The 21,966-nt window shown below is 39.6% G+C and carries 23 protein-coding genes and 2 pseudogenes; 14 read left to right on the forward strand and 11 right to left on the reverse strand.

The annotated features are described in order from the left end of the window. Positions 1-294: 294 nt before the first annotated feature. The 7 genes and pseudogenes from ACYH0O_RS04630 to ACYH0O_RS04660 form a co-directional block, all read right to left on the reverse strand. Positions 295-963: a Type 1 glutamine amidotransferase-like domain-containing protein gene (locus ACYH0O_RS04630; RefSeq protein ID WP_482632495.1), complete on the reverse strand. Its 669-nt coding sequence runs from the start codon at positions 961-963 to the stop codon at positions 295-297. Positions 964-1,711: 748 nt separating this feature from the next. Beyond that, complete coding sequence (gene pbp4b / locus ACYH0O_RS04635) at positions 1,712-3,073, reverse strand: penicillin binding protein PBP4B (protein ID WP_482632496.1); 1,362 nt, start codon at positions 3,071-3,073, stop codon at positions 1,712-1,714. Positions 3,074-3,172: 99 nt separating this feature from the next. Continuing rightward, positions 3,173-3,410, reverse strand: a pseudogene (locus ACYH0O_RS04640) (PTS transporter subunit EIIC); the annotation flags it as partial. 54 nt (positions 3,411-3,464) lie between these two features. Then, the gene (locus tag ACYH0O_RS04645; RefSeq protein WP_482631361.1) at positions 3,465-4,496 is read right to left on the reverse strand and encodes a C40 family peptidase; all 1,032 of its coding nucleotides are present in this window, start codon (positions 4,494-4,496) and stop codon (positions 3,465-3,467) included. Between the two features lie 27 nt (positions 4,497-4,523). Beyond that, complete coding sequence (locus ACYH0O_RS04650) at positions 4,524-5,609, reverse strand: dipeptide epimerase (protein WP_482631362.1); 1,086 nt, start codon at positions 5,607-5,609, stop codon at positions 4,524-4,526. A 15-nt stretch (positions 5,610-5,624) separates the two neighbouring features. Next, positions 5,625-6,791: a DUF819 family protein gene (locus tag ACYH0O_RS04655; protein ID WP_482631363.1), complete on the reverse strand. Its 1,167-nt coding sequence runs from the start codon at positions 6,789-6,791 to the stop codon at positions 5,625-5,627. A gap of 105 nt (positions 6,792-6,896) precedes the next feature. Beyond that, positions 6,897-7,214, reverse strand: a complete 318-nt coding sequence (locus tag ACYH0O_RS04660) for a DUF3870 domain-containing protein (RefSeq protein WP_482631364.1) — start codon at positions 7,212-7,214, stop codon at positions 6,897-6,899. A gap of 510 nt (positions 7,215-7,724) precedes the next feature. Between ACYH0O_RS04660 and ACYH0O_RS04665 the strand changes: the two genes are divergently transcribed. From ACYH0O_RS04665 to ACYH0O_RS04685, 5 genes and pseudogenes are all read left to right on the forward strand, one after another. Then, positions 7,725-7,961, forward strand: coding sequence for a hypothetical protein (locus ACYH0O_RS04665; protein WP_482631365.1), 237 nt, complete (start codon positions 7,725-7,727; stop codon positions 7,959-7,961). Between the two features lie 125 nt (positions 7,962-8,086). Then, positions 8,087-8,416: a hypothetical protein gene (locus tag ACYH0O_RS04670; RefSeq protein ID WP_482631366.1), complete on the forward strand. Its 330-nt coding sequence runs from the start codon at positions 8,087-8,089 to the stop codon at positions 8,414-8,416. A gap of 768 nt (positions 8,417-9,184) precedes the next feature. Next, on the forward strand, positions 9,185-9,745 hold the full coding sequence (locus ACYH0O_RS04675) for a GNAT family N-acetyltransferase (RefSeq protein WP_482631367.1): 561 nt from the start codon (positions 9,185-9,187) through the stop codon (positions 9,743-9,745). A 43-nt stretch (positions 9,746-9,788) separates the two neighbouring features. Beyond that, a pseudogene (locus ACYH0O_RS04680) lies at positions 9,789-10,117 on the forward strand (M20/M25/M40 family metallo-hydrolase); the annotation flags it as partial. 481 nt (positions 10,118-10,598) lie between these two features. Further along, positions 10,599-11,096 carry a DinB family protein gene (locus ACYH0O_RS04685; RefSeq protein WP_482631368.1) on the forward strand — a complete coding sequence of 166 codons (498 nt, stop codon included), beginning with the start codon at positions 10,599-10,601 and terminating at the stop codon, positions 11,094-11,096. Between the two features lie 538 nt (positions 11,097-11,634). On the opposite strand, the gene ACYH0O_RS04690 is transcribed toward ACYH0O_RS04685, so the two are convergent. The 4 genes from ACYH0O_RS04690 to ACYH0O_RS04705 all read right to left on the reverse strand — a co-directional run bounded on the left by ACYH0O_RS04690 (position 11,635) and on the right by ACYH0O_RS04705 (position 14,890). Continuing rightward, a complete protein-coding gene (locus ACYH0O_RS04690) occupies positions 11,635-12,825 on the reverse strand; it encodes an MFS transporter (RefSeq protein ID WP_482631369.1) in 1,191 nt (396 codons plus the stop codon). Between the two features lie 222 nt (positions 12,826-13,047). After that, entirely contained in the window at positions 13,048-13,353 is a 306-nt protein-coding gene (locus tag ACYH0O_RS04695) for a hypothetical protein (protein ID WP_482631370.1), read from the reverse strand. 14 nt (positions 13,354-13,367) lie between these two features. Further along, positions 13,368-13,991, reverse strand: coding sequence for an HNH endonuclease family protein (locus ACYH0O_RS04700; protein ID WP_482631371.1), 624 nt, complete (start codon positions 13,989-13,991; stop codon positions 13,368-13,370). 623 nt (positions 13,992-14,614) lie between these two features. After that, on the reverse strand, positions 14,615-14,890 hold the full coding sequence (locus tag ACYH0O_RS04705; RefSeq protein WP_482631372.1) for a hypothetical protein: 276 nt from the start codon (positions 14,888-14,890) through the stop codon (positions 14,615-14,617). A 1,306-nt stretch (positions 14,891-16,196) separates the two neighbouring features. Here ACYH0O_RS04705 and ACYH0O_RS04710 point away from each other — a divergent pair. The 9 genes from ACYH0O_RS04710 to ACYH0O_RS04750 all read left to right on the forward strand — a co-directional run bounded on the left by ACYH0O_RS04710 (position 16,197) and on the right by ACYH0O_RS04750 (position 21,586). Further along, the gene (locus ACYH0O_RS04710) at positions 16,197-16,706 is read left to right on the forward strand and encodes a MepB family protein (RefSeq protein WP_482631373.1); all 510 of its coding nucleotides are present in this window, start codon (positions 16,197-16,199) and stop codon (positions 16,704-16,706) included. A gap of 160 nt (positions 16,707-16,866) precedes the next feature. After that, on the forward strand, positions 16,867-17,031 hold the full coding sequence (locus ACYH0O_RS04715; protein ID WP_482632660.1) for a hypothetical protein: 165 nt from the start codon (positions 16,867-16,869) through the stop codon (positions 17,029-17,031). A gap of 126 nt (positions 17,032-17,157) precedes the next feature. Next, a complete protein-coding gene (locus tag ACYH0O_RS04720) occupies positions 17,158-17,712 on the forward strand; it encodes a cysteine hydrolase family protein (RefSeq protein ID WP_482631374.1) in 555 nt (184 codons plus the stop codon). Between the two features lie 125 nt (positions 17,713-17,837). Beyond that, entirely contained in the window at positions 17,838-17,981 is a 144-nt protein-coding gene (locus tag ACYH0O_RS04725) for a hypothetical protein (protein ID WP_482631375.1), read from the forward strand. Positions 17,982-18,240: 259 nt separating this feature from the next. Continuing rightward, on the forward strand, positions 18,241-18,972 hold the full coding sequence (locus tag ACYH0O_RS04730) for a class I SAM-dependent methyltransferase (RefSeq protein WP_482631376.1): 732 nt from the start codon (positions 18,241-18,243) through the stop codon (positions 18,970-18,972). Between the two features lie 515 nt (positions 18,973-19,487). Then, the gene (locus ACYH0O_RS04735; RefSeq protein ID WP_426892513.1) at positions 19,488-19,766 is read left to right on the forward strand and encodes an ArsR/SmtB family transcription factor; all 279 of its coding nucleotides are present in this window, start codon (positions 19,488-19,490) and stop codon (positions 19,764-19,766) included. A 59-nt stretch (positions 19,767-19,825) separates the two neighbouring features. Next, entirely contained in the window at positions 19,826-20,215 is a 390-nt protein-coding gene (locus ACYH0O_RS04740) for a VOC family protein (RefSeq protein WP_482632497.1), read from the forward strand. A gap of 148 nt (positions 20,216-20,363) precedes the next feature. Continuing rightward, positions 20,364-20,711, forward strand: a complete 348-nt coding sequence (locus ACYH0O_RS04745) for a hypothetical protein (RefSeq protein ID WP_482631377.1) — start codon at positions 20,364-20,366, stop codon at positions 20,709-20,711. Between the two features lie 422 nt (positions 20,712-21,133). Then, the gene (locus ACYH0O_RS04750) at positions 21,134-21,586 is read left to right on the forward strand and encodes a VOC family protein (protein ID WP_482631378.1); all 453 of its coding nucleotides are present in this window, start codon (positions 21,134-21,136) and stop codon (positions 21,584-21,586) included. Positions 21,587-21,966: the final 380 nt, after the last annotated feature.

Below are 21,966 nucleotides of genomic sequence, written 5' to 3' on the forward strand. Positions count from 1 at the left end.
TTCGCATCACCATCAACTAAACAGTGGAGGCTTTTTTTCTATTCATTTATTTTATCACTCATTTTTATAAAAAGTATAAAATATATCTCTTTTTGAAGCATGGGGACGGTTCTGCTGCTTCATCTTTACAAAAAGGAAGCACGAGAACCGTCCCAGTGCTTCTCCAACGTTAATGAAAACTCAAAATGAAAAAGCCTAATTTCTCAATTTAAGTGACGAAATCAGGCTTTTTTCAATACTCCATTAATGCAACTTGCCTAAATGAACCGAGCTAGTAGGCGGACCGTCTCGGTATTAAGGGGTGAATAGCTTCCATTGCCCCTCGGAAACAACTTCAACGGCCCCATCGGTCACTTTGATGGCAGTATGATCGTCAATCGCGTACCCTGCTACTGAGACTCCGGCGGCCCACTTTTCTGCATTGGCCAGGGTATTGTCCGGTAACATCTCGTGGTCTAGGTGAGGAAACAACGCAAAATCCACCAGACCCAGTGCTTTATCTCCCCCTGTGGGCGGACGCCAGCCTACGAATTCTTCGCCGATATTCGGGGCCATCACCATGCTTCCTGCGCTCATTCCCACATAGACTGCATCCAGTGATGGTAAAAGGTCTGCAAGCCCCGATTGCCGCATCCAGTGGTACAGGTAGAGCGCGTCGCCTCCAGACACAAGAAGGACGTCCGTCTCCCGGACAAGAGGCACCCAGCGGTCTTCGTCGATGCTTGGCAGCGCTGTGAGCTCTAGAACGCCGACAGACTTCCAGCCCAGGTCGACCATGGGATTCTCGGAATTCCCGCTGATGAACTGCCAGGCTTTGTCTCCAGGACCGACCCAGGGGTGTCCGTACATCGCGGTGGGAATGCACAGAGCGTTGGAGTCGGCGATCGGCTTGTCCAGCATATCAACCAGCGCTTTGTGGATAGTCGAGTTATTGACACCCGCGGAAGTTAGCAGAAGTTTCATTCCCAACGTTCTTGAGGACTTGGAATCCTCTAAATAATTATGCGACATATGTTTTTCCTCCTTAGGGTACGAACTTTTTCGCGTAAACCTTTAATTCCTAACTACCATATCCTGAAAGGTCGTGCATAGAAATAACTTCTTGGATGGTTAAATATCTCCTATTCATTTTATCATGTTCCCTTCATATGTTTTTGTGTATTTACGATAAATACAAAGGAGAGGAGAACTTTGGATATAAGGATTTTCTATCGCATACTTCAAATTATTAGTATTATCGGTATTTTAATAATTTCTTATTTTTGGGTGTGGGATGAACAACTGGTAAAAGTTATTACTTTTTTTGTTATGATAGTAGTCATAACACTCCTTGTTTACTATTTTTTTAATAAAAAGTTCAAACGGGATAATAAAGATGAATAAAGGCTTCTTTTGCTAATGGGGGCGATATCTGAAGAATGGGTGGTTGGTGGGTTATTAGGTACGGGAATTATGGATAATTATTGATGTGTTGGAGCTTCACTTTCAGGAAATTTATACTGTAATCGGGCGCGATTCTTGAGTAATAAAAAGCCAAATTTCTCAATTCTTATGCTGAGAAATTTGGCTTTTTATATCCTTAACATTGTAACCGCCACGATAGCGACTAATAATGTTTTTGAGAAGTGTTGGCAAGGAGATCCGTGAACAATCATCTCTCGAGTGAGAGTTCCGAAAACCTTCCGATGTAATGAATGGGATTCTTGTCTTATTATTTATTTGATTCTAACGCTTCATAAATAGCTGTTACCACACTTCCGTATCTTCCTGTTGCGAAAAGGTCACCGAAAAATTGATTAGAGTTATCAGCAGGATTCACAAGCGGCGAATGCTTTTTATTAGTGAGCAGGACGATTCCTAAGTCCTGTTCAGGGTCAATAATTGTTACCGTTCCTGTCCAGCCTGTATGGCCGTATGCACTTTCGCTTGCGTATTTGCTGAACATCCAGTCCATGCTGTCATCGCCGTTTAATCTCCAGCCGAGACCGTATGTTGAGTTCATCTCAGAAGGCGCAACGAATTCTTCTATGGTTTCATTATCAAAGAGTGATTCATTACCATAACCGCCACCGTTCAGCATGACCTGCAATAGAACTGCGAGATCACTAGTTGTCGAGAATAAGCCGGCATGTCCTGAAACACCTTCCATTGAATAAAATGCTTTCTCATCATGCACTTCTCCTTGAAGCGTGTACGTTCGGATGTTCGGGAAGTTAATAACTCCATCACGTGTGTTACCTAATAGCTCGGTTGCCGCAAAGTCTTTTGACTTGAAGCCTTTTTGCAGCGGATTAAATACCGTATCTTTTAACTTCAAAGGCTTGTACAATTCATTTTCAACGTATTCATCAAGTTTTTGGCCAGTGATTTTTTCCACAATGGTGCCAAGCAGCATATAGTCAACATCACTGTAGACATTTTTTGTCCCAGGCTCATATGTTAGGGGGGTGTTATTAATGTTTTCAATCGTTTTTTCGCGATCCTGAGAATAAAGCTCTTTTGACACGGCGGGATTATGGTATTGCGGGTCTGGTGTAAATCCAGCAGTGTGATGAAGTACATCAATGATCCGCATCGTATCTTTGCCTTTAATCACGTCTACTTCTGTATCTTTAAAATCAGGTATGTAATCCTGAACTTTTGCATGAATATCAAGCTTTCCCTCGCTCGCAAGTTTCTGGAGGGCAAAATTCACTGCATACATCTTAGTATTTGAAGCAAGATCAAACAGGGTGTCGTTTTCCATTTTCAAAAACTTCTTAAGCGGTGTATGTCCGTCAAACTTTTGCCTATAGCCGTAACTTTCATTCTTCACGATTTTCCCGTCTTTTATGACAATCAGGGCTGCTCCAGGAAAACCGGCGGCCACTTCTTTTTCAATCAACTGATCCACTTTTTCAAGTTTTTTAGAGGAAAATCCGACTTCCTCCGGCATTTTTGCTTTTGTTAAAACAGGATACTCAACGTGTGCTTGAGGTGATGCTTTTTCATTTGATTCTGCAAAAGAAGCAGAAGGTGCAAGTAGTGAGATAGCCAGAACAGAAATTAGTGCACAGCTTGTCCAATTTTTCATCATGTTTCTCCTTTGAAATCATATTTTTATAGCTTATTAAATTAAACAACCAATTTGTTGACCAGGCAGTGTAAGCTTTAGTAGATAAGAGGTGATCCTCCAATTTTTTTCTGCGTTTATTCCGACTAAGAATCCAAGGTAAGAAAACAGACCAGATTGTATAACAGTTTATATAATAGCTAATTATGAATCTGCTACAATCCAGTCTGCTTGAACAATCGTTTTTGTAATACCGGTTATTAATCTGATGCTACAAGGGCAGGATCAGTGGAATGAAGATGCTTGCGATTCTGCGTAAAAACAGTTTAAAAGGTTTTGTATTCTTTTTATCAATCTCGCATTATAATAATGTTTTCCGAGTTTTGTTAGCTAGAATCTATAGTTTTCTCTATTATTCTTCCCAGTAGCGACGGGCACCTGAGAATTCTTCAATATATCCGGGAGTGTTCAAAGGGATAATTTCGACGTTCTTAGATGCGTTAGGAGCATGAATCATCAGACCGTCACCGATATACATGGAGACGTGATGAACGGATCCAGTTCCGTTGTTGCTTGCAAAGAATAATAGGTCGCCGGGTTGAATTTCATCCTTGTTGACTTCTTTACCACTCTGAGATTGGGGAGAAGAATCCCGTGGAAGCGTGATGCCAAAAGCCTTGTGAATCGAGTAGGTGAATCCTGAGCAATCGAACCCGAATCCGGATACACCGGCCCACAAATAGCGTAGACCAAGGAACTTCTTCGCTGTTTCAAGTAAACCTTCTTGTGTTGCCTTTGGGATATCTGCTTCTGATTGATAAATCGCAACATCCTCTTTCTTCATAAATTTGTTTCCATCATTAGGAGTTGCGACCATGACGACATCCCCATGCTCTTTCAGCACAGGCAGGCGGGTATTAAAGCTAATTTCCATAAATGAATTTTTTAGCTCTTTACCGTCATATAACCACGCTGTAGGACTGGTTACCATCATAAACGGAGAATTGGTGAAATTGTCTAAGCGCTTTTCCAATGTCAATTGTTCCTTTGGCATCCAGCCCGGATAACCTAAAGGATTGCGTGGAGTAGGCTGACCGTCTATCGCCACTTGCACCCAGTCACCGTCCTCTTGTAAGATTGTGACTTTCGTTCCATAGACGGCTTGTGTTTCAAGCTTCCCTGTCAGCCAGCGCCGAACCTCGCTGTCCTCCATATTGGCTGACCATTGCCACGGATCAACTGGATTGCTTAAAGAAGGGGCATCAATATCTCTGACAAGGTGCCTTCCATTCGTTGTCCATTGGGTCGATACGGATACATCGACATAGGCGGTCTTACCTGGTTTAAATGTTTCAGGGGCTTTTGCGGATACTTGGAATGCCAATGTTGTTAATAGTAGCGTGGCCGTAATAAAACCCAGCACCCATCTTTTTGTCTTTTTCATGATAAAACTCCTCTCATATTTTTATTTTCACGAAGACACATTAAGTGATCTTCGGTGTAGCCCGAGGCCTGGTAGGGATGTTAAATGGACCTCATCCCCGATAAATTCGATTCCATCAAAATCCTGGTTAGCTAACCAGAGCGGTGCATCCAAGTCGATTTTTTGAATGTTTGGATGAGCTGTCGCAATATGGGCGGCTGCAAGTACAGAAATAGAAGATTCCATCATACTGCCGATCATGCAAGGGATGTTCGCTCTTTCCGCCATATCGGCAATTTGCATTGCTCTTCTGATTCCGCCCGTTTTCATTAGCTTAATATTCAGAAAGTCCACCGCATCTTCTTTTATCAGGCGCCAGGCATCCTGTGGAGAAAATAGACTTTCATCTGCCATGATCGGTGTATTGACATGCTGTCTGATAAATTTCAATCCATCAATATCACTGGCATGAACCGGCTGTTCAATTAATTCCAATCTCGTATCAGCCTGTTCTAAAGCTTGAATGATCGAGACAGCCTGCCGTGGCGTCCAGCCTTGGTTGGCATCCACACGAATCGAAACGCCTTTTCCCACTTCTTCTCGGATGGACATGATTCGTTCTACGTCCTTGATCCAGTCTTTTCCGACTTTAATTTTCAAGGTAGAAAAACCATCCTTGATGATTTGGCGCGCATCCTCACGCATTTCTTCCACCGTTCCAACACTAACGGTCATATCGTTTGTCAACCTATTCGTTCTTCCGCCAAGATATTGGTAGAGTGGTAGATGAAGATGCTGGCATAAGGCATCATACAGCGCAATTTCCAATGCAGCTTTTGCGCTCGTATTCGCCACACAAGAGCGTTCGATCATGAGTGAAAGCTGATGGATATTTCTGATGTCCTGTCCCAATAATAGCGGGGTAAGCACCGTCTTCAAGATTGTTTCAATGCTTTCTTTTGATTCTCCCGTAATGGCGAGTGTCGGTGCAGCAGCTCCAACTCCGATGAGTCCATCCTCCAATCGGACATAGACAAAGACGTTCTCAACTTCCGTGGCGGTCCTAAGCGCTGTTTTAAATGGCTTTTTTAAAGGCAATGATTCTGATTGTACTTGAATGGATTGAATATTCATCGTTATGCTCCTTTCTTATAAGGCAGATAAAATGCTGCTTGCCAAAATACCGAAATACGTCCCTAGTAAACTTCCAAATACACCCATCAAAATACCAACAGGGATGAGTGAACGATGGTAGGTGCCTGCAAGGATGGGAGCAGATGCGACGCCCCCAATATTCGCTAAAGAGGCAATTCCCATTGTAAAAAGGTCAAGCTTGAATAATTTAGCCAAAATGACCATGATCAAGCCATGGAAGAACAGAATCATAAAGCCCGAAATGATATAAATAGGTGCTTGGAATAACTGTGAGAAATCGGCATGAGAGGCAATCAGTGCAATGACAATATAGAGCATCACTTTTGAAAGCTCAAAAGAGCCGGGAACACGTCCGATTTTTGTCATCGCTAATATTAACCCAACAGCTGATGCGATGATGATCGTCCACGTGGTCGCATTAACAGCAGCACCTAACACAGGTAACATGCCGCCTATCTTTGTTGACATAGCGGAAATGAATAATCCCAAACCTATGAAAGAGAGTAATTCTACAAATCCAAAGCTTTTTGCTTCCGTTTCTTCTGAGGTAGCTGCTAGTTCAGTTGTAATCCCCTTCATGTAGCTGGTATCTGTTTTCGTCCACTTATTGAAAACGGCTGAAAATGGAACGAGCCAGAACATGAACATGACCCAGAACGAGTAATTCACGGTATCCATAATGAGTGCATAGCCGAAAATATTTTCCGGAACTTCGAGGATCCCTTGCAAAATCACCATATTCGCAGATCCGCCGGTCCAGCTTGCCGTCAAGGCCGCAAAAGCTTTCCATGTTCCTTCTGCGTAGAAACCTTTTAATAGAGCATACGTAATCGTGAATCCTGCCACGATACTCAGTGATGCTGCTAAGAAAGTTAAGATCATTTTCGGCCCTAAGCGTATGATTTTCCGCAAATCACATTGCAGAAGCATTAACATCAGCATTGCAGGTAAGAGCAACCCCCTGACCGTACTGTAAGTTGTTTCGACAGAGTCACTTGTCGAAAAGACATCAAACGTTTTTAAGAGCGCACAACCAATGTAAATCAGCACAATTCCAGGTACATATTTGAAAAATTTTCCCCCAATCTGTTTTTCTGCAAGAGCAATAATGGCAACAAATGCTATTAACAAGCTAATATAAATCACGCCATCTTGAATCATTTTGTTTCCCCCTTTTTAAAATGTTAAAAATAAAAAATCCAGCTATTAGAAAGGGAATACCTTTCTAATAGCTGGATTTAATCTACAAAAATAGAAAAAGCAGCATTAAGTTTCAATGATTTTCATGTATTTGATATGCGCGTTTTTGAAGGCTACGGCCAAAGCCTTTTGGGATGCACCAAAATAACGTGTCTCAATTTCATTTATGACTCTATCCATATTCATCATTGATTGTCCGAAGAATAATTGCTTCACAAAGGATGAAGTCAAAGAAAGGGTACTTGAACAATCGGTATCAACGATCAAATGAGTCGTCCTATCGATGACCAATCCGATATAAAAAGCATTATATTGCTGCATAATCGGATTATTGGATGTGGTCTTTGAGTCCCCAATAATATAAATAGTATCCTTACTGTACACTTTATTTCCTCCTGCGAAATCAAGTATTCCGTTCGATATTCAATCCGAAAAGGAAGGAATGGGTAACGGCATATGCTTCCGCTCACAAATAATATAATACTGCACTCATATACATTTGACAACACAATTTTGAACATTTTGTGAATATACATTTTCTGGTCCCTTTTTGGTGCCAGGTAACGTTTCTGGACATTGTCCATATTAACCGTTGGGTCGATATTGTCTTCGTTGAACTTCGACAAGTTTTTTGGCCAGGTCTCAGGGTAGTTGTTGCAGACCGCAAAGTAGAATGATAGAAAGTTACGAATACGAGCGGGTCATTCTATGTTCCTGAACCTATTGGACAGGTATTTCTCAATCTCAATAGACTTTCTGACGTTGAAGAAGACGGCACTACCAACCGCCACTGGGGTATCCTCAACTCTCATTCTGGATCGGGTCGATTAAACCTCTTTTGTATTGATTTTTCGAATCGCCTTTTCTGATCCCAGGGAAAAGGGGGCCTTTAATTTGGGGAAACGTAAATATATAGCTATTCTTTTCTTTTATGAAATCCAGCTAATTTCCCCATGTGAAGTAGCTAGGTTTTTAAGGTGGATGTACAAAATAAAACTTAGAGTATATGAAAATTTTATTAATATTCTTATGATTATCTTGAAAACGAACCTTCCAGAATTGGGCGCTATCCTGGAACAAGGATTGCGCTCATTTTCCATTTTAGGGCTAGTTAATAAAATAAGGAGTTGAATAAACGCTGTACTGGTTGAAGCAAATTAATTAGGCTAGAACAGGTTTATTATTTCTTTCCTAGAGATTAATAGGGTTTTTTATTACAATTAAAGTTGACTAAATCAACAGGGGATGAAAAAATAATGTACAAATTGATTACTACATTAATTGTAGTTGCAACAATGCTAACAGCTTGTAACAGTAATGGAGCAGATAAAAATAACCAAACTAAAGAAAGTGTCAACCATGAAGAATGGAGTTCATTTCCTGAATATAAAAATATTATTGAGCAAATTAATAATAAAGATTATAGCTTTCAAACTGTAACAGATAACGAAGGTGAACGGGTTCTTCTTCTCATTGATAAGAACGGTGTAGAACAATACAAAACCATATTTATCAAAAACACCAGTCGACTTAAGATAATTAAAATAAATGAAGGTCAAATTTTTAATGAAATCTTGGATGAATAATATAAAGTTTCCAAGGTTTTATATTAGAATTAATATGGATTAGGGTTAAATGTGAGGCTTTAAAAATGTGTCAGAGTGTAAGATCGAGTATAAATTTAATTGTTTAGCAAACGAGCGCGATTATTTAACATCGCGCTTTTTTTGCGGAATAAAATCATTGTAAGGATTAAATATTTTTGAAATAATTGGTATTAAGTTAAAGGGCAGGATAACGAAGTTGAGAAACTTTTTTCTTTCTATTTCGTATGTAAAGGGAGCGTCCGTAAGATACATAAAAATTTGTTAAGGGTGGTATAAAAATGCCAGTAATTCTAACAAGTATTTTTTCAGCTATAATAATTTTTGTTACTGTTTTTTTTATGATTAAAGTATTAAGTATAGCTTATCAAAGAAAGGAAATTTCGATTTTAAAATACAGAGTTCTAGCAACTTCTTTTATAGTAGTAAGTGTGTTAATTGCTTCGATCCTACCTTTTGGTTATCAAAAAATATTTGAAATAATCCTCTAATCATTTAATACCAATACTCGTTTATATACCAATTATTGAATATGAGAAAAGAAATACACTTAAATTCAAGGAGGCTTATCCGGAATAAGGATGAGCTTCTTTTTTGTTTAAAGTTTTTCTTGAGTAAACTGCTCGATATTGAAATAATTGGTATTAAGTTAAAGAGCAGGTTACTTGAAGAACAACGATGTTCATCTTATATCCAAGTAATGGCGTGGGGTACTACTGAAAATGAATAATATTTAGGGAGAGGTTTATTGTGGTAGAAGTAAGTGATTTTCCTATACTTGAAACTAATAGGTTGATTTTAAGACAAGTAACACAAGATGATGCAAACAGCCTTCTAAAGTATTTGTCCGATAAAGACGTAATGAAGTACGTTGGTTTAGAACCATTTAAGTCCATTGATGACGCATTGGATGAGATTTCGTGGTATAAATCAATATTCGAAAAGAGAACAGGAATAAGATGGGGGATTACGTTGAAGGATCAAGGGGAGGTAATTGGTAGTTGTGGATTTCTTAACTTGGTTCCACAGCATTATCGTTCTGAAATTGGTGTTGAGTTAAGTGGAGAACACTGGGGGAAAGGAATAGCAAGTGAGGCTTTTGAAGCTGTTATTAGATATGGATTTGAACAGATGAATTTACAACGGATAGAAGCGTTAATAGAACCTCCTAATAAACAGTCACAAAAATTAGCTGAAAAACAAGGGTTTTTTAGAGAAGGACTTTTGAGAAATTATGAGTTTACCTGCGGAAAATTTGATAATTTATATATGTATTCATTGTTAAAGCAAGACTTCAATATAAAACAATAATTTTAAATTGTGAGTTATTACACTTAAACTAACGGGGGTTTATCATTCCATTGAAGTGATCACGAAAAAAGCAGTGACCTGCCATTTTACAATCGCTGATGCGCAACAATTCTCTACACATTATATCCCTGCCGATCATCCAATGATCAAAACTCTACAATCAGCTTATCAATCACAGGGGATGAGCCTACACTTTTAACATCGGGCGGGGGAACATATGCAGCGTTAATGAAAAATGCAATGGCTTACGGTGCTCTTTTCCCTGGTAAGGTAGATAGCTCTCACCAAGTTGATGAATTTATAGAAATCGATGATTTAATCAAAGTGACAGCTATCTATGCCAAAGCATTATATGAACTAAGCTACTTATAAAGTCAAAGGCAAGGTTTGTCGTTTGGCCAATAGGTCAACCAGAAAAATAATATGTACCCTATAGAGTAGACGCTTAAAATGATCTGCCCTATAGGGTACATTATTTGTCATGATGAAGGAATAAAAGCTGGATGAGCCGAATAAGTCATAGTGATCATGGTTTTGTTGTATTCTCAAAATAAAAGAATGGAGTATTTCATTGAGAATATTCTTTCGTTATATGGCCGACAGTCGAGAATGAAGGTTATTTTATGCGTATGAATGGCTTTTTTCGAGGATTATTGTTGTCGTCACCCGAAAATTTCTGATTACCCTGCCATGTTGGAGAGAATTAGAGGTTGGTGAGAAAGGTATGTCCAATATGGAAGGGACCACTTGGATTTGGTTTTTACCTTTTTAGGACCGATTAATTTATACTAGATTCAGATTTCTTGTCTTTTAACTTTGAAAGATTACACTAAACAGTGAGGAGATTGATTGTATGCAAGTTGTAAGCAAAATGTTTTTAGAACAACTCGACATGCATTGCCATGAGAATGATTGGTTTGCATCCATGGATCAGGCGCTTCATGGAGTCATCGCAGCTGAGGCAGCATGGACAAGTTCGGAAATCAGCAATTCGATTTGGCAGATTGTCAACCACTTGATATTTTGGAATGAAGACGTAATCCATCGAATTAAGGGCACAGAGAATCCGCATAAGGCAGAAGACAATGAAGAAACCTTTGGAAATCCAGGGGATCCAGAAGACGAAATTGGGTGGGCCCAGACAGTGCAGCGCTTTAATGACGTCATGAATAAATTAAAAACGGTCATTGCGGACCTTGACGATGAAAAGTTAAAAGCTCCGTATGCAGCTAACAGGTACTCTATTGAGCGTTTACTCAGCAATATCATGATGCACGATACGTATCATCTCGGTCAAATTGTTCTGTTGCGAAAGTTGCAATCCTCTTGGGGTGGCGTTGATTGGTCCTAAAGCACTATAATTCTGCAACATTCCTCGCCCAGCCGTAGAAGCAGCATTGACGGTGTGAAGCCCTTTTCCTTCTCTATGGTGAAGCGGTTGATTTTCCTACTTTATGGATGGCTAACGGGTGTGTTAGTCAAAAAAATTAGAACGTATTTACAGAGCGATCTTTCACATATTTCATTGTTCAACAGTCGGGCGCATTTCTTAAATAAGAAGGCGCCTTTTTGCATACACAACATTTAGGATATAGTTTAATGAGGTGTAAAAAAAAGATTGTGAAGTCCGGTACATAAAGTAAAAGGGGCTTTAATGGAATGGAAGAAAGTCTCCCGAAGATAGAAAAGCTCAGAGCAGTAATGATATGCTCCCCTTAAAGTAGACAGGTCAAAAAATCTAACTTGTTAATCTTAGGGGGCATATCAAAACTCTGAGCTTTTTTGCGTACTAATTACCGTGGGAATTAACCTTTGAATCGTTATCTAGCTTGTTACAATAAGATTTCTCCACAATAACTGAACTACTTAACACTTTTCTATAAAGCCAATTACGCTAATCTCTCATGCTTCCGATCTAATCGATAACTCAAGAAAGTCAACAGACTCGCACAAAGCGCAACTACACCACCGACAAGTGACACATTCATCAATGGCCCTTGATGGTAGACAAGGCCTCCGAGTGCCGATCCCATGGCGATACCGACATTGCTTGCAACGGGCATCAAGGAAGCGGCGAGTCCTGTCGCTTTTGGTTGATACACACCGGCAAGGTCAATCAAGTATAGCTGGGTTGAGGTGGTTAGCAGGATCGCCATCAAGGACATCAGGCCAATGTTGATTAAGCCGATGATAAAATGGCCGGTCGTAAAGTACAATCCAATCAGGACAAATGCCTGGATAAGGAAAACGAATCTGAGGCGTCCGATGGCATTGTGACTGGCAATCTTTCCGGCCAGTATGTTACTAAATATCGAGATGAATCCGTAGGCAAACAGGATTAAGCTAATGGAGTTGCCTGGTGCTCCCATCATGTCCAGAATCGGGACAAGATACGTAAAGACCGCATAGGTTGCACCGAATCCCAGAGCTGGAATGAAGAAAGCCATCAAGATCCGTGGATGAGTCAATAAAGAAAACTGATCACGCATGGAACTGCGGTATTGACTGAGCTTACTGGGCAAATTCATAAAAGATGCCAAAAAGGCAACCACTCCAAGAATCGTCGTCAAAAGGAATGTGGCATGCCAGTCATACCACTCCGCGATGACGGTGCCGATGGGAACTCCGATCACGTTTGCCAGAGTGAATCCACCGAAAACGAAGGAAATGGCCACTCCGCGTTTTGTCACTGGAATTGCTTCGCTCGCAATGGTCATGGCAAGGGAAATCGAAACGCCTGTGACGATGGCTGTCAGCATTCGGAGTACCAGGAGCATGATGTAACTTGTCGAAATCACGCACAAAGCATTAAGAATGATAAATGACCCTATCAAAAACAACATCCATTTGCGCTTTGGAAAATGGCTTGTTGCGGACATGACGATCGGGGTGGCGATGGCAAAGGTAATGGCAAACGCTGATACAAGCGTACCTGCCGTTGCGTTCGTTATATGAAGGCTTGAGGAAATCTCCGTTAAGATCCCGACGATGACAAATTCGCTTGTCCCGAGAACAAATGTCAGTAACGAAAGTGTGAAGATGAGAAACCAATGTTGTTTGGATAATACAGTCTCTTGCATAAGTACCTCTTTTCTAAGATGAATATACATAAGTATTTGTTTTGGCAAACAATTTAATCATCATACCATACATTTTTTTAATGAAGCATCCCTCACAGTAAAAACAAAACACAAATAAGGCAGGACTCAACGATGTTGTCCTGCCACGTGTAATCATCCGGATTGATGTATTTTCTTCTACTCAAGTGCCAGGGGGAAAGGGTTTTGCTGTGTCCCTCTGTTTCAAGGACGCTCCAACACTTTCACAAGCATTTCATGAACCACTTCATGATCACGCACATCATGCAAACGATACTCCTCACCCGGCAGCGAATACCACTCCTCAGCCCCAACATATGTCACTGCAAGAGTCAGCACGCCATCATTATCGCAGGTGGTGACAAGTTCAAGCTCACCGCTGATCACGCCGACCTCAGAGGTCATGACACCATGGGTTGCGATAAAAATCGTTGATATCTTATCCATATGTATTCCTCCACTCTTGTGTTTGGTATGAACAATGCCCGTACGAGCCAGTCGTACGGGCATTGCTGTTATTCCAATCAGTAAACGCAGCTGTTCAGCATGCCCTGAAGTGCGGTTTTCTCTGAAGATTGCAGGCTTAAACCCCATTTGTACTTGGTACTGATCCACCACTTAGAGTACCCACAGTCTGCGCCGGAACGCGGTGGCTGCCACGTCGATGGATCCTGGTCGCCTTTGGAGCGGTTGGAGCTGGCACTCACCGCAATTAGTTGCGGGCCGCTCAGGTCATTGGCGAAGTCTTCGCGCTTCTGTGTCGACCAACTGCTGGCACCGGAACGCCATGCTTCAGCAAGGGGGACGACGTGATCGATGTCAAGGTCGGACGGATCGTAAAATGTGACGCCATCGTAGTAGCTGTACCATTTGCCGGACGTGACAGGGCAGCTGCCGCTGTAGTAATCGGCGTCACGCTGGAGCACTAACTGGCGGGTGTCGCAGCCACTTCCCTGCCCGATCCAGTGTGGAAATTTGTCCCGGGAGTAGCCGGTCATGGAGCCTTCGGACTTCACAGTTAACGAATTCAACTGGGACTGGGCCGTAGACTTAGACGGTGTACCGGGTGGAAACGCAAAGGCGGTCGGCAGGAATAAAGCGAACGATAGAACCAGTGCAAAAACAAACAACATCGATTTCTTCAACATGGAAATGCCTCCTGTATGTAATTTTATATATCAACCCCTTATTCTTAGAGAATGAGAGATTAATAGTAAGACAAAGTTGGCAATCAAAGTGAAATATGGCACGGTCACGATTCAGAGCGTTTAGGGACTGTTTATAAGCAAGATTGGTTGAAATAGTTTTCAGTGGGGATTGGCAATTAGTTGAATATGCCTCTACTTGCAATGATAGTGTACGGAGTAATTATTTCTCAAGTTAATTTCTTGTAAAGAATCTGTCGGAAAATGTTAATAAATGTAGTCATCAAAGCAGATGTTGGAATGGTGCTTGGGTATGAATGATGGTTAATTCTAAGTTCGATAGCGGTGTCAATTTTAAGTATGATGGTACTGTTCAAAAAAGACAATGGGGCATAAGTACATATTTGTTAGGGAAGGTACTTCTGGTTTTATACTAGGTGAAATTTTCTGCAATCGGGTCACCAAATTGAAGATCAATCCAGAGTTGATAAATGGCTAGACCATATTATTTCTTTTGTCTATATTCGGAAGTGAGAAAAGAGCCACCCCCATATTTTTTAAAAGGATTGGCTCTTTTACTTTTTTAGTTCTACTATCAATTTATATTACTTTGCAATTAATCGGAATTAGTTTTCTTCTGGGTTGGGATCATTTTCGTCTATTCCATCACCGTCTGGATCTTCAAACGGCTCTTCTATGTCTTCTTCAAGCTCTTCTGCAGGATTTTCTCCTGGGTCTGGATCTTGCTCTTCTTCGGGTGCCGGATTCGTTTCTGGTTGTTGATCTTGATCTCCATTTTGTTCTGTTTCAGGAGGTGGTGGGTCCTGATCCCCAAAGTTACATCCAACTAACATAGCAGAAATGAACATACTTGTTAGCAAGAGAAGCCACTTTTTATTCACATTCATTCTCCTTTCTAAATTTAAATTAGACCTTTCAGATCTATAGTTATTGTTTCCCCGAAGTATGAAATTATTATGAGAACTTTATCTAAAAAGGAGTTTACTTGAAAAATCTCTATTGGGATAAAATTGAGTTATACAAAAATTAGATTTGGTGAATTAAGAAAACCAAAAATAAAGATACCCCCAAATTAATATTTGAAGGTATCCATTTTAGAAAGGAGCATGAGCTAATTGCTTCCCGTTTATTAGTTTGTTCATTTGGTTTGAATGTATTCCCGTAGTTTAAAATTAAATCGCTGACTCCAAAGTCTGTTAAACTCTATCAGGATAACATAACCAAAACGTAAATAAAGTTTGTAAAAACCCCACCACCTTCTCTAACTTTGGTGTTTTATCGTTATTTGTCATTTTTGAATGACTATAGATCATGGAAGAATCCATGTTTCAGCTTCCGACGAAGTAGTTGGATTTGCGATATACAAATATGTGCGGTTTGGAACTATAGATGGAGGAGCGGTATTCTTTAGTTTTATTGCCTTAACCTATTTTTTAATTGGCTAAATTGGGGAGACCACGATAGCGGTGGAGAGAAAGATGAATTAGACAAACATATTGAAACCCAAAGTGATTTTAGCTGGTTTAATTCTATTCATATCTGAAGGTGTATCTAATTTGAATGATATTTTAGAATTACCCTTTACTGATTGTAGTTGGACTTACTTTTGTTACACTTCCGATTATAGAATTCATATTTGCAAAGAAGTTTAAATAATATGATACTACCTCAAAGAGTTAAATCGTTTTTCAATTAAAGAGGGCAAAAAGCTGACGTTTGAGTAGCAGATTATTCTATATTCCGTTATTGGACTGTTATAGAAATAATGGAAATATACGCCAGGAATTTTTAAAAAAAGGAGGAGTTGACGTATTATTTTAGAAACGTTCTTTGGTATCATAATTATCTTGATCGTATTTGGACTATGCATTTTAATGGTTTATTGGGGTGTCAATCAAATCTATAGATATTCAGAAAAGTCAAAAAATAAAGATGATAGCGAAATGATAAAGGAAATAAACTCTTTAAAACAACGAGTGGAATTGCTCGAAAAAAAATTAGATGAAAACGGGTAATAGCTTGCCCGGACATTCGCTTTCTTTAGGATTATTGGGGTCTGACCCTCAACACGTTCTTTATGCCATTAAAAGGGGGCTTATCGAGAACACGGTAAGCTCATTTTTTGTGAAAACTTATTTTGAGTATGATGATTATATTTGAAAAAATTAAAAGGTTAGGAGTGAAGATGTGAACAATTTTATTAAAGCGTTAACTCATGTAAACAAATTAGTTTATGAACCCAATCAATTAAACGTAAAATCGATTCAAGAAGAAAAACAAAATTCACATTACGGAGCTGGTACATTTCAATTAGCTTCATGCTCAGTTCGATTTAGAGTCGCAAAAAAAACACCTAATAAGGTAGGGCAGTTTGTTGCTTTTTGGGAAAAAGATGAAAATGATAAAAATCAACCATATACATATGAAAAGGCACCCGATTTGTTGGTTATTAATACCTTTTTGAGTAATGATGAATGGGGACAATTTATTTTCCCGAAAGACATTCTTGCCAAACAAAATATTCTTAAAACGAGTGCTACAAAAGGGAAAATGGCCATGAGAGTTTACCCTAGTTGGGATACCCCAACTAGCAAACAAGCGATAAAAACTCAAAAATGGCAGTTACCCTATTTTGTTGATCTGAGTGATACAACTAAATTACCCATAAAAAAAATAGTAGAACTGTATTCGCAGTAAATTAGTAGGTTTAAATTTATTACCAGATAACTTAAATTTCTCCCATTTAAAAGGGCTTACCCGAGAACACGGTAAGCTTTTTTATTGTGAAAATTTGACTTGAGTAGGATAATGGGATTTGAAATAATTGGTATTGATTTGAAGAACATATGGGGGACAGATGATGGATAATCAATATTTTGTAGATTGGGGTACATTGGCATTGATAAATGCTGCACTTGCACAAGGGAAAAATAGGAAGGGGTTAAACTGGTTTCTGCTTTCACTTGTAATGGGTCCTTTGGCGACGTTAATTTTGTTATTTGTTGAAAAGAGGGAACGGTAGCATATTAATGTGGGCTCTCGCTTCTTCAACTATTGAGCGCGTTTTATTGAAAAGGTTTAACTCTCTTTTTGTTGGATCTTAAAATAAATAAAATGACTATCCGAATTTCATAGAGGAGGAAGGATCGTGAATAATAACAGTGCATTGATTATAGTGGATGTTCAGAAAGCATTTGATGACCCAAAATGGGGAGAACGAAATAATGTAAATGCAGAAGAGAATATTAGTGAAATACTAAAGGTTTGGAGGGCGAAAGGAGGACAAGTCATTCATATTCAACACAAGTCTGATCATCCGGATTCTGTATTTTATCCCGACAATAAAGGTTTCACCATAAAGGAATTGGTTAGTCCTCTTGAAGAAGAAGTGGTTATTACCAAGAAAGTGAATAGTAGTTTTATTGGCACCAATTTAGAAGAACTTTTAAATGCAAATCATATTAAAACGGTGATAATAACAGGATTAACCACTCCTCATTGCGTCTCAACAACTACGAGAATGAGCGGGAATTTTGGTTTTGAAACATACCTTATATCCGATGCCACAGCGGCATTTGGAATGGAAGATCAAGATGGAAATTATTATGATCCGGAAATTATACATAATGTGTCTTTGGCTACCTTGAATGATGAATTCGCCACCATACTTTCAACAGAACAATTGCTAACTATGTTGAGTTAATATTTTATCCCTTAATGCTTTAATTGAAGAGGTAAAAGGTCTAATTATAAATCGGGAAGCCAAATGGTTAGGGCGATCAATAGTGGCAATGACAGCTATTCTTGCAAAGAATGGAGTGACCATTAATGGAAGAAGATTGGACGAGTAAGGCGATCATAACTCCAATAGTCAAGTATGAGTATGTGAGGTTTGATATCCATAATAAAATGGCGGCACTGGACGGTTCTCTCGCTTCAAAATATAAAATTCTTAACAAGAAGTACTTGTAACGTCCTGGTACTTCTCCAAAAGAAGAAATCTTCGTTGGCAGAAGTGAGGATTTAAACGTTGTAGAGTTGTGTGGTAGATTGTTTGTGTAATTGGAGTAACGGTTACACATATAAGAAAGGAATCCTTTTTAATGGAAGGGGTTCCGTTTGGGGAGAGAAAATTCCAAATAGCTTTAAAAATAGCAGGCAAATTCACAATTGAATTGGACCTGCTTTATTTGTTTGGAGGCTAACTAAATATACAGGAGTTGTAAAGATTATGAAGCAAAATAAGTATGATGATGAAAAATTTTTTTCTGCATATAAAAATATGGAACGTTCAGTCAAAGGACTCGAAAGCGCGGGAGAATGGCACGTATTAAAAGAGCTTTTACCCGAACTCCAAAATAAAAGTGTGCTTGATTTGGGATGCGGTTTTGGCTGGCATTGTCGTTATGCTCGTGAACAGCAAGCAAGGTCTGTTATTGGAGTAGATATATCTGAAAAAATGCTTCAACAAGCTCGTGAAATGACTAATGATTCCTTCATTTCATACTATAAGATGCCTATTGAAGACATTGATTTTTCTAAATCGCAATTTGATGTTGTGATCAGTTCATTGGCTTTTCACTATATAGAGTCCTTTGAAACCATCTGTAAAAAGATCTATGACTGTCTAAAGCCAGGTGGTTCTTTTATATTTTCCGTTGAACATCCAATGTTCACTTCTCGAAATGAACAGGATTGGTATTATGATGACAAAGGGAATCGTTTGCATTGGGCAATTGACAATTATCAATTAGAAGGATTACGTGAAACAACGTTCCTAACTGAAAATGTTATAAAATATCATCGTACATTTTCAACTTATGTCAACGACTTACTTATTGCAGGTTTTAACCTAAGGAAAATTAAAGAACCGATTCCCTCTAACGAAATGTTAGAAAGTATGCCTGAAATGAAAGACGAACTCCGTAGACCTATGTTCTTGATAATCTCAGCTGAAAAGTAAATGCGTATCATCGCTCCTACGAAATGTAAGGGCTATTTTCATCTTCCACTAAAGGGTGCTTTAATGGAACAAGACGATAAAAAGATGAAGAGGCTGGGACAAAAGATTTTTATCCTAAGTCAAACCCGATCAAACCTGTTTCTAATGCAGATTTGTTCGGGTTTATTATTTATTTTCGAAACTTGATTTTAGCTGTTTCCAGCGGTTGATTGGAGTGCAAGACGAAGACTCCTGCGGGAAGAGTAGCTTATGTGAGACCCCGCAGGCTTGCCGAGGAGGCTAACGGGCTACCCGCGGAAAGCGTAGTCTTGCACGGAAATCATTAGCGGTATGAAGAACCTACACTTCTATTGTTCGTCTTTTTATCGTGGTTTATTAGTTTTGTCCCAGCTCTTCTATGTCCATATAATTCTCTGAACCTTAAAAGGGGATTCTTCTTATTATAGCCGAATCTCGAGCAACCAAATAGTTGCTTATACTTTACAGGCAACTATTAAGTTGCATATAATGAATATATGACTTGGGACAAAGATACTATATTCAAGGCACTTGGCGACTCGACTAGGCGACTTATCCTAGATGAGCTTTCCGACCGCAACGCTCTGACGTTGTATGAACTTACGGCACGCCTCGTTATGAAACACAACCTTTCCATTTCCCGACAAGCGATCACTAAACACCTTAATCTATTGGAAGATGCAGGACTCGTCATTTCAGAACGGAAGGGAAAATATCGAGTACTTATGTTTAACAAAGAACCACTTAATGACTTATTGAAAGGATGGGTAGACTAATTTATCACAAATCGGCAGAAGAGAATCTGCCATCGCTACGATTAAAGGAGGCAATTATGATGAAAATTATTATTACCAGTATATTCGTTCAAGATCAAGAAAAAGCATTAGCGTTTTATACGAACACGCTGGACTTTGTGAAAAAGCATGACGTTCCCACAGGAGCACACAGGTGGATTACGCTTGTTTCACCTGATGAACAAGACGGGACCGAGCTTTTACTTGAACCAAATGAGCACCCGGCTGCGAAAGAGTATCAAGAGAAATTATTCGCAGACGGCATCCCTGTAACTATGTTTGGGGTTTCGGATATTCGCAAAGAGCACAAGCGATTAGTAGAAAAAGGTGTAACGTTTACGATGGAGCCGACCGCAATGGGCGACATCACAATAGCTGTCTTCGACGATACATGTGGAAACCTTATTCAGATGATTGAACAGAAGTCTTAAAATCGTGGCCATCCCTCTACGTGCTGTATTCAGCGTGAAGGGGGATGGCCATTTTCTTTCAATAGGGATTGGCCAGTTGAAAAAATATCGGTTTATTCTATGAGATATTGGGGATTCTTCTTAATAGTAACGAAAGAGGAGTGGACCTATGGAGTTAGATGGCAGTAAATTAAAAGACAGGGCTATGGCCGCAATGAGTAAGTTAAAAGACAATATGAAGGGGACGTACTATTCTATCGCTGAAATCCCTTCATCTTCCGTACAGGAGCTGGCGGATTTTATTCAGATACACCCTGACACACATGAAATCAGGAAGAACCTGCTCGGCAACACCTATTCCTTTTTCAGACTAAAAATGAACAACTATCAGTTCTACTTAGAGACCACCGATGAACGCATTTTACAACTGGATGGTTCTTTAAATGGAAAGGGATTGGTTTCCTATCGATCCTATCGGGATTCTGGTGAAAAACATTCACCAGTGAAATTGAGTTAAGAATAGGAAAATGGGCTTTCTTTTAGAAGAGAGCCTGTTTTTTCGTACGGGGGGTCTTCTGACATCGTTTAATGGGGAAAAACTTTACATGCTTGAGTGGTTTCTGCCGAAATAAGAGCCTACAAAGGACAATTGGAATTCTCAATACATACAGTTGAAAACACTAGGTCCGTCCCCGCGCTTCTCGAATAGCAACTACGGTATCGAATTTTTGAAGCTATTTGAATATGATGGCATTACGAAAAAAGGTTTACGAAGTGTTGTTCGTTAACAAATACCCGAATTTTCCTATACGGTGACTTTTCATTGTTATCATGAACTGTGACAAGGTGTTTTTGGTTAGGAAGGAATTTGTAACTTTTTAATAGAATTATTATGAAGATGATAAGATAATAAATCTTTACACATAAGGAGATAAAACGATGGAAAAAAACAAATTACTAAGAATGGACAATGTCGGCATCGTTGTAGAATCCCTTGATGAAGCAATCTCTTTCTTCGAGGAGATTGGCTTGATCCTCGAAGGGCGAGCCACTGTCGAAGGTGAATGGGCTGGTCGAGTAACAGGATTGGGTTCTCAGTGCGTAGAGATTGCTATGATGGTTACCCCAGATGGCCACAGCCGAATTGAACTTTCGCGTTTTCTCAACCCACCTACTATATCAGATCACCGGACTGCTCCTGTAAATGCCCTCGGTTATCTACGCGCCATGTTCACCGTGGAAGACATTGACGAAATGGTATCCAGACTCACTAAGCATGGTGCTCAGCTCGTTGGCGAAGTGGTTCAGTACGAGGACTCGTATCGGCTCTGCTACATTCGTGGAACCGAAGGACTTCTAATCGGTTTGGCGGAACAACTCGGTAACAAATAAGGTTAGTGACGAATTGAGCCTTTACTGTTGGAAAGGAATTGGTTTCCTATCGAGCATATTGGATTCTGATGATATACATTCACCAATTAAATTGAGTTAAGAATAGGAAAACGGGCTTTCTTTTAGAAGAGAGCCCGTTTTTTTGTACTGGGAGTCTGTCAGCGTAAAGGGGAAAAGTGTAACATGCTTGAGCGGTTTCTGCTGTAATTTGAGCTTACAAAGGACAATTGGAATTCTCAATACATACAGATGAAAACGTTAGGTCCGTCCCCGCGCTTCCCTGATAAATAATAGAGTACCGGGGGAGAGGTAAGTTTTTGGTACTCACAAAAAAGAAAATTCGACACGCCGGCATGAATATCGAATTTCTCGCATGATTA

Source organism: Rossellomorea sp. H136, from assembly GCF_056838065.1.

What these genes read in the sequence shown, in the direction of transcription:
- ACYH0O_RS04630 (WP_482632495.1), bottom strand. Translation starts at nt 963, where the DNA reads ATGAAACTTCTGCTAACTTCCGCGGGTGTCAATAACTCGACTATCCAC.
- pbp4b (WP_482632496.1), bottom strand. Translation starts at nt 3,073, where the DNA reads ATGAAAAATTGGACAAGCTGTGCACTAATTTCTGTTCTGGCTATCTCA.
- ACYH0O_RS04645 (WP_482631361.1), bottom strand. Translation starts at nt 4,496, where the DNA reads ATGAAAAAGACAAAAAGATGGGTGCTGGGTTTTATTACGGCCACGCTA.
- ACYH0O_RS04650 (WP_482631362.1), bottom strand. Translation starts at nt 5,609, where the DNA reads ATGAATATTCAATCCATTCAAGTACAATCAGAATCATTGCCTTTAAAA.
- ACYH0O_RS04655 (WP_482631363.1), bottom strand. Translation starts at nt 6,791, where the DNA reads ATGATTCAAGATGGCGTGATTTATATTAGCTTGTTAATAGCATTTGTT.
- ACYH0O_RS04670 (WP_482631366.1), top strand. Translation starts at nt 8,087, where the DNA reads ATGTACAAATTGATTACTACATTAATTGTAGTTGCAACAATGCTAACA.
- ACYH0O_RS04685 (WP_482631368.1), top strand. Translation starts at nt 10,599, where the DNA reads ATGCAAGTTGTAAGCAAAATGTTTTTAGAACAACTCGACATGCATTGC.
- ACYH0O_RS04690 (WP_482631369.1), bottom strand. Translation starts at nt 12,825, where the DNA reads ATGCAAGAGACTGTATTATCCAAACAACATTGGTTTCTCATCTTCACA.
- ACYH0O_RS04695 (WP_482631370.1), bottom strand. Translation starts at nt 13,353, where the DNA reads ATGCCCGTACGACTGGCTCGTACGGGCATTGTTCATACCAAACACAAG.
- ACYH0O_RS04700 (WP_482631371.1), bottom strand. Translation starts at nt 13,991, where the DNA reads ATGTTGAAGAAATCGATGTTGTTTGTTTTTGCACTGGTTCTATCGTTC.
- ACYH0O_RS04715 (WP_482632660.1), top strand. Translation starts at nt 16,867, where the DNA reads ATGATGGATAATCAATATTTTGTAGATTGGGGTACATTGGCATTGATA.
- ACYH0O_RS04725 (WP_482631375.1), top strand. Translation starts at nt 17,838, where the DNA reads ATGGAAGAAGATTGGACGAGTAAGGCGATCATAACTCCAATAGTCAAG.
- ACYH0O_RS04730 (WP_482631376.1), top strand. Translation starts at nt 18,241, where the DNA reads ATGAAGCAAAATAAGTATGATGATGAAAAATTTTTTTCTGCATATAAA.
- ACYH0O_RS04735 (WP_426892513.1), top strand. Translation starts at nt 19,488, where the DNA reads ATGACTTGGGACAAAGATACTATATTCAAGGCACTTGGCGACTCGACT.
- ACYH0O_RS04740 (WP_482632497.1), top strand. Translation starts at nt 19,826, where the DNA reads ATGAAAATTATTATTACCAGTATATTCGTTCAAGATCAAGAAAAAGCA.
- ACYH0O_RS04745 (WP_482631377.1), top strand. Translation starts at nt 20,364, where the DNA reads ATGGAGTTAGATGGCAGTAAATTAAAAGACAGGGCTATGGCCGCAATG.
- ACYH0O_RS04750 (WP_482631378.1), top strand. Translation starts at nt 21,134, where the DNA reads ATGGAAAAAAACAAATTACTAAGAATGGACAATGTCGGCATCGTTGTA.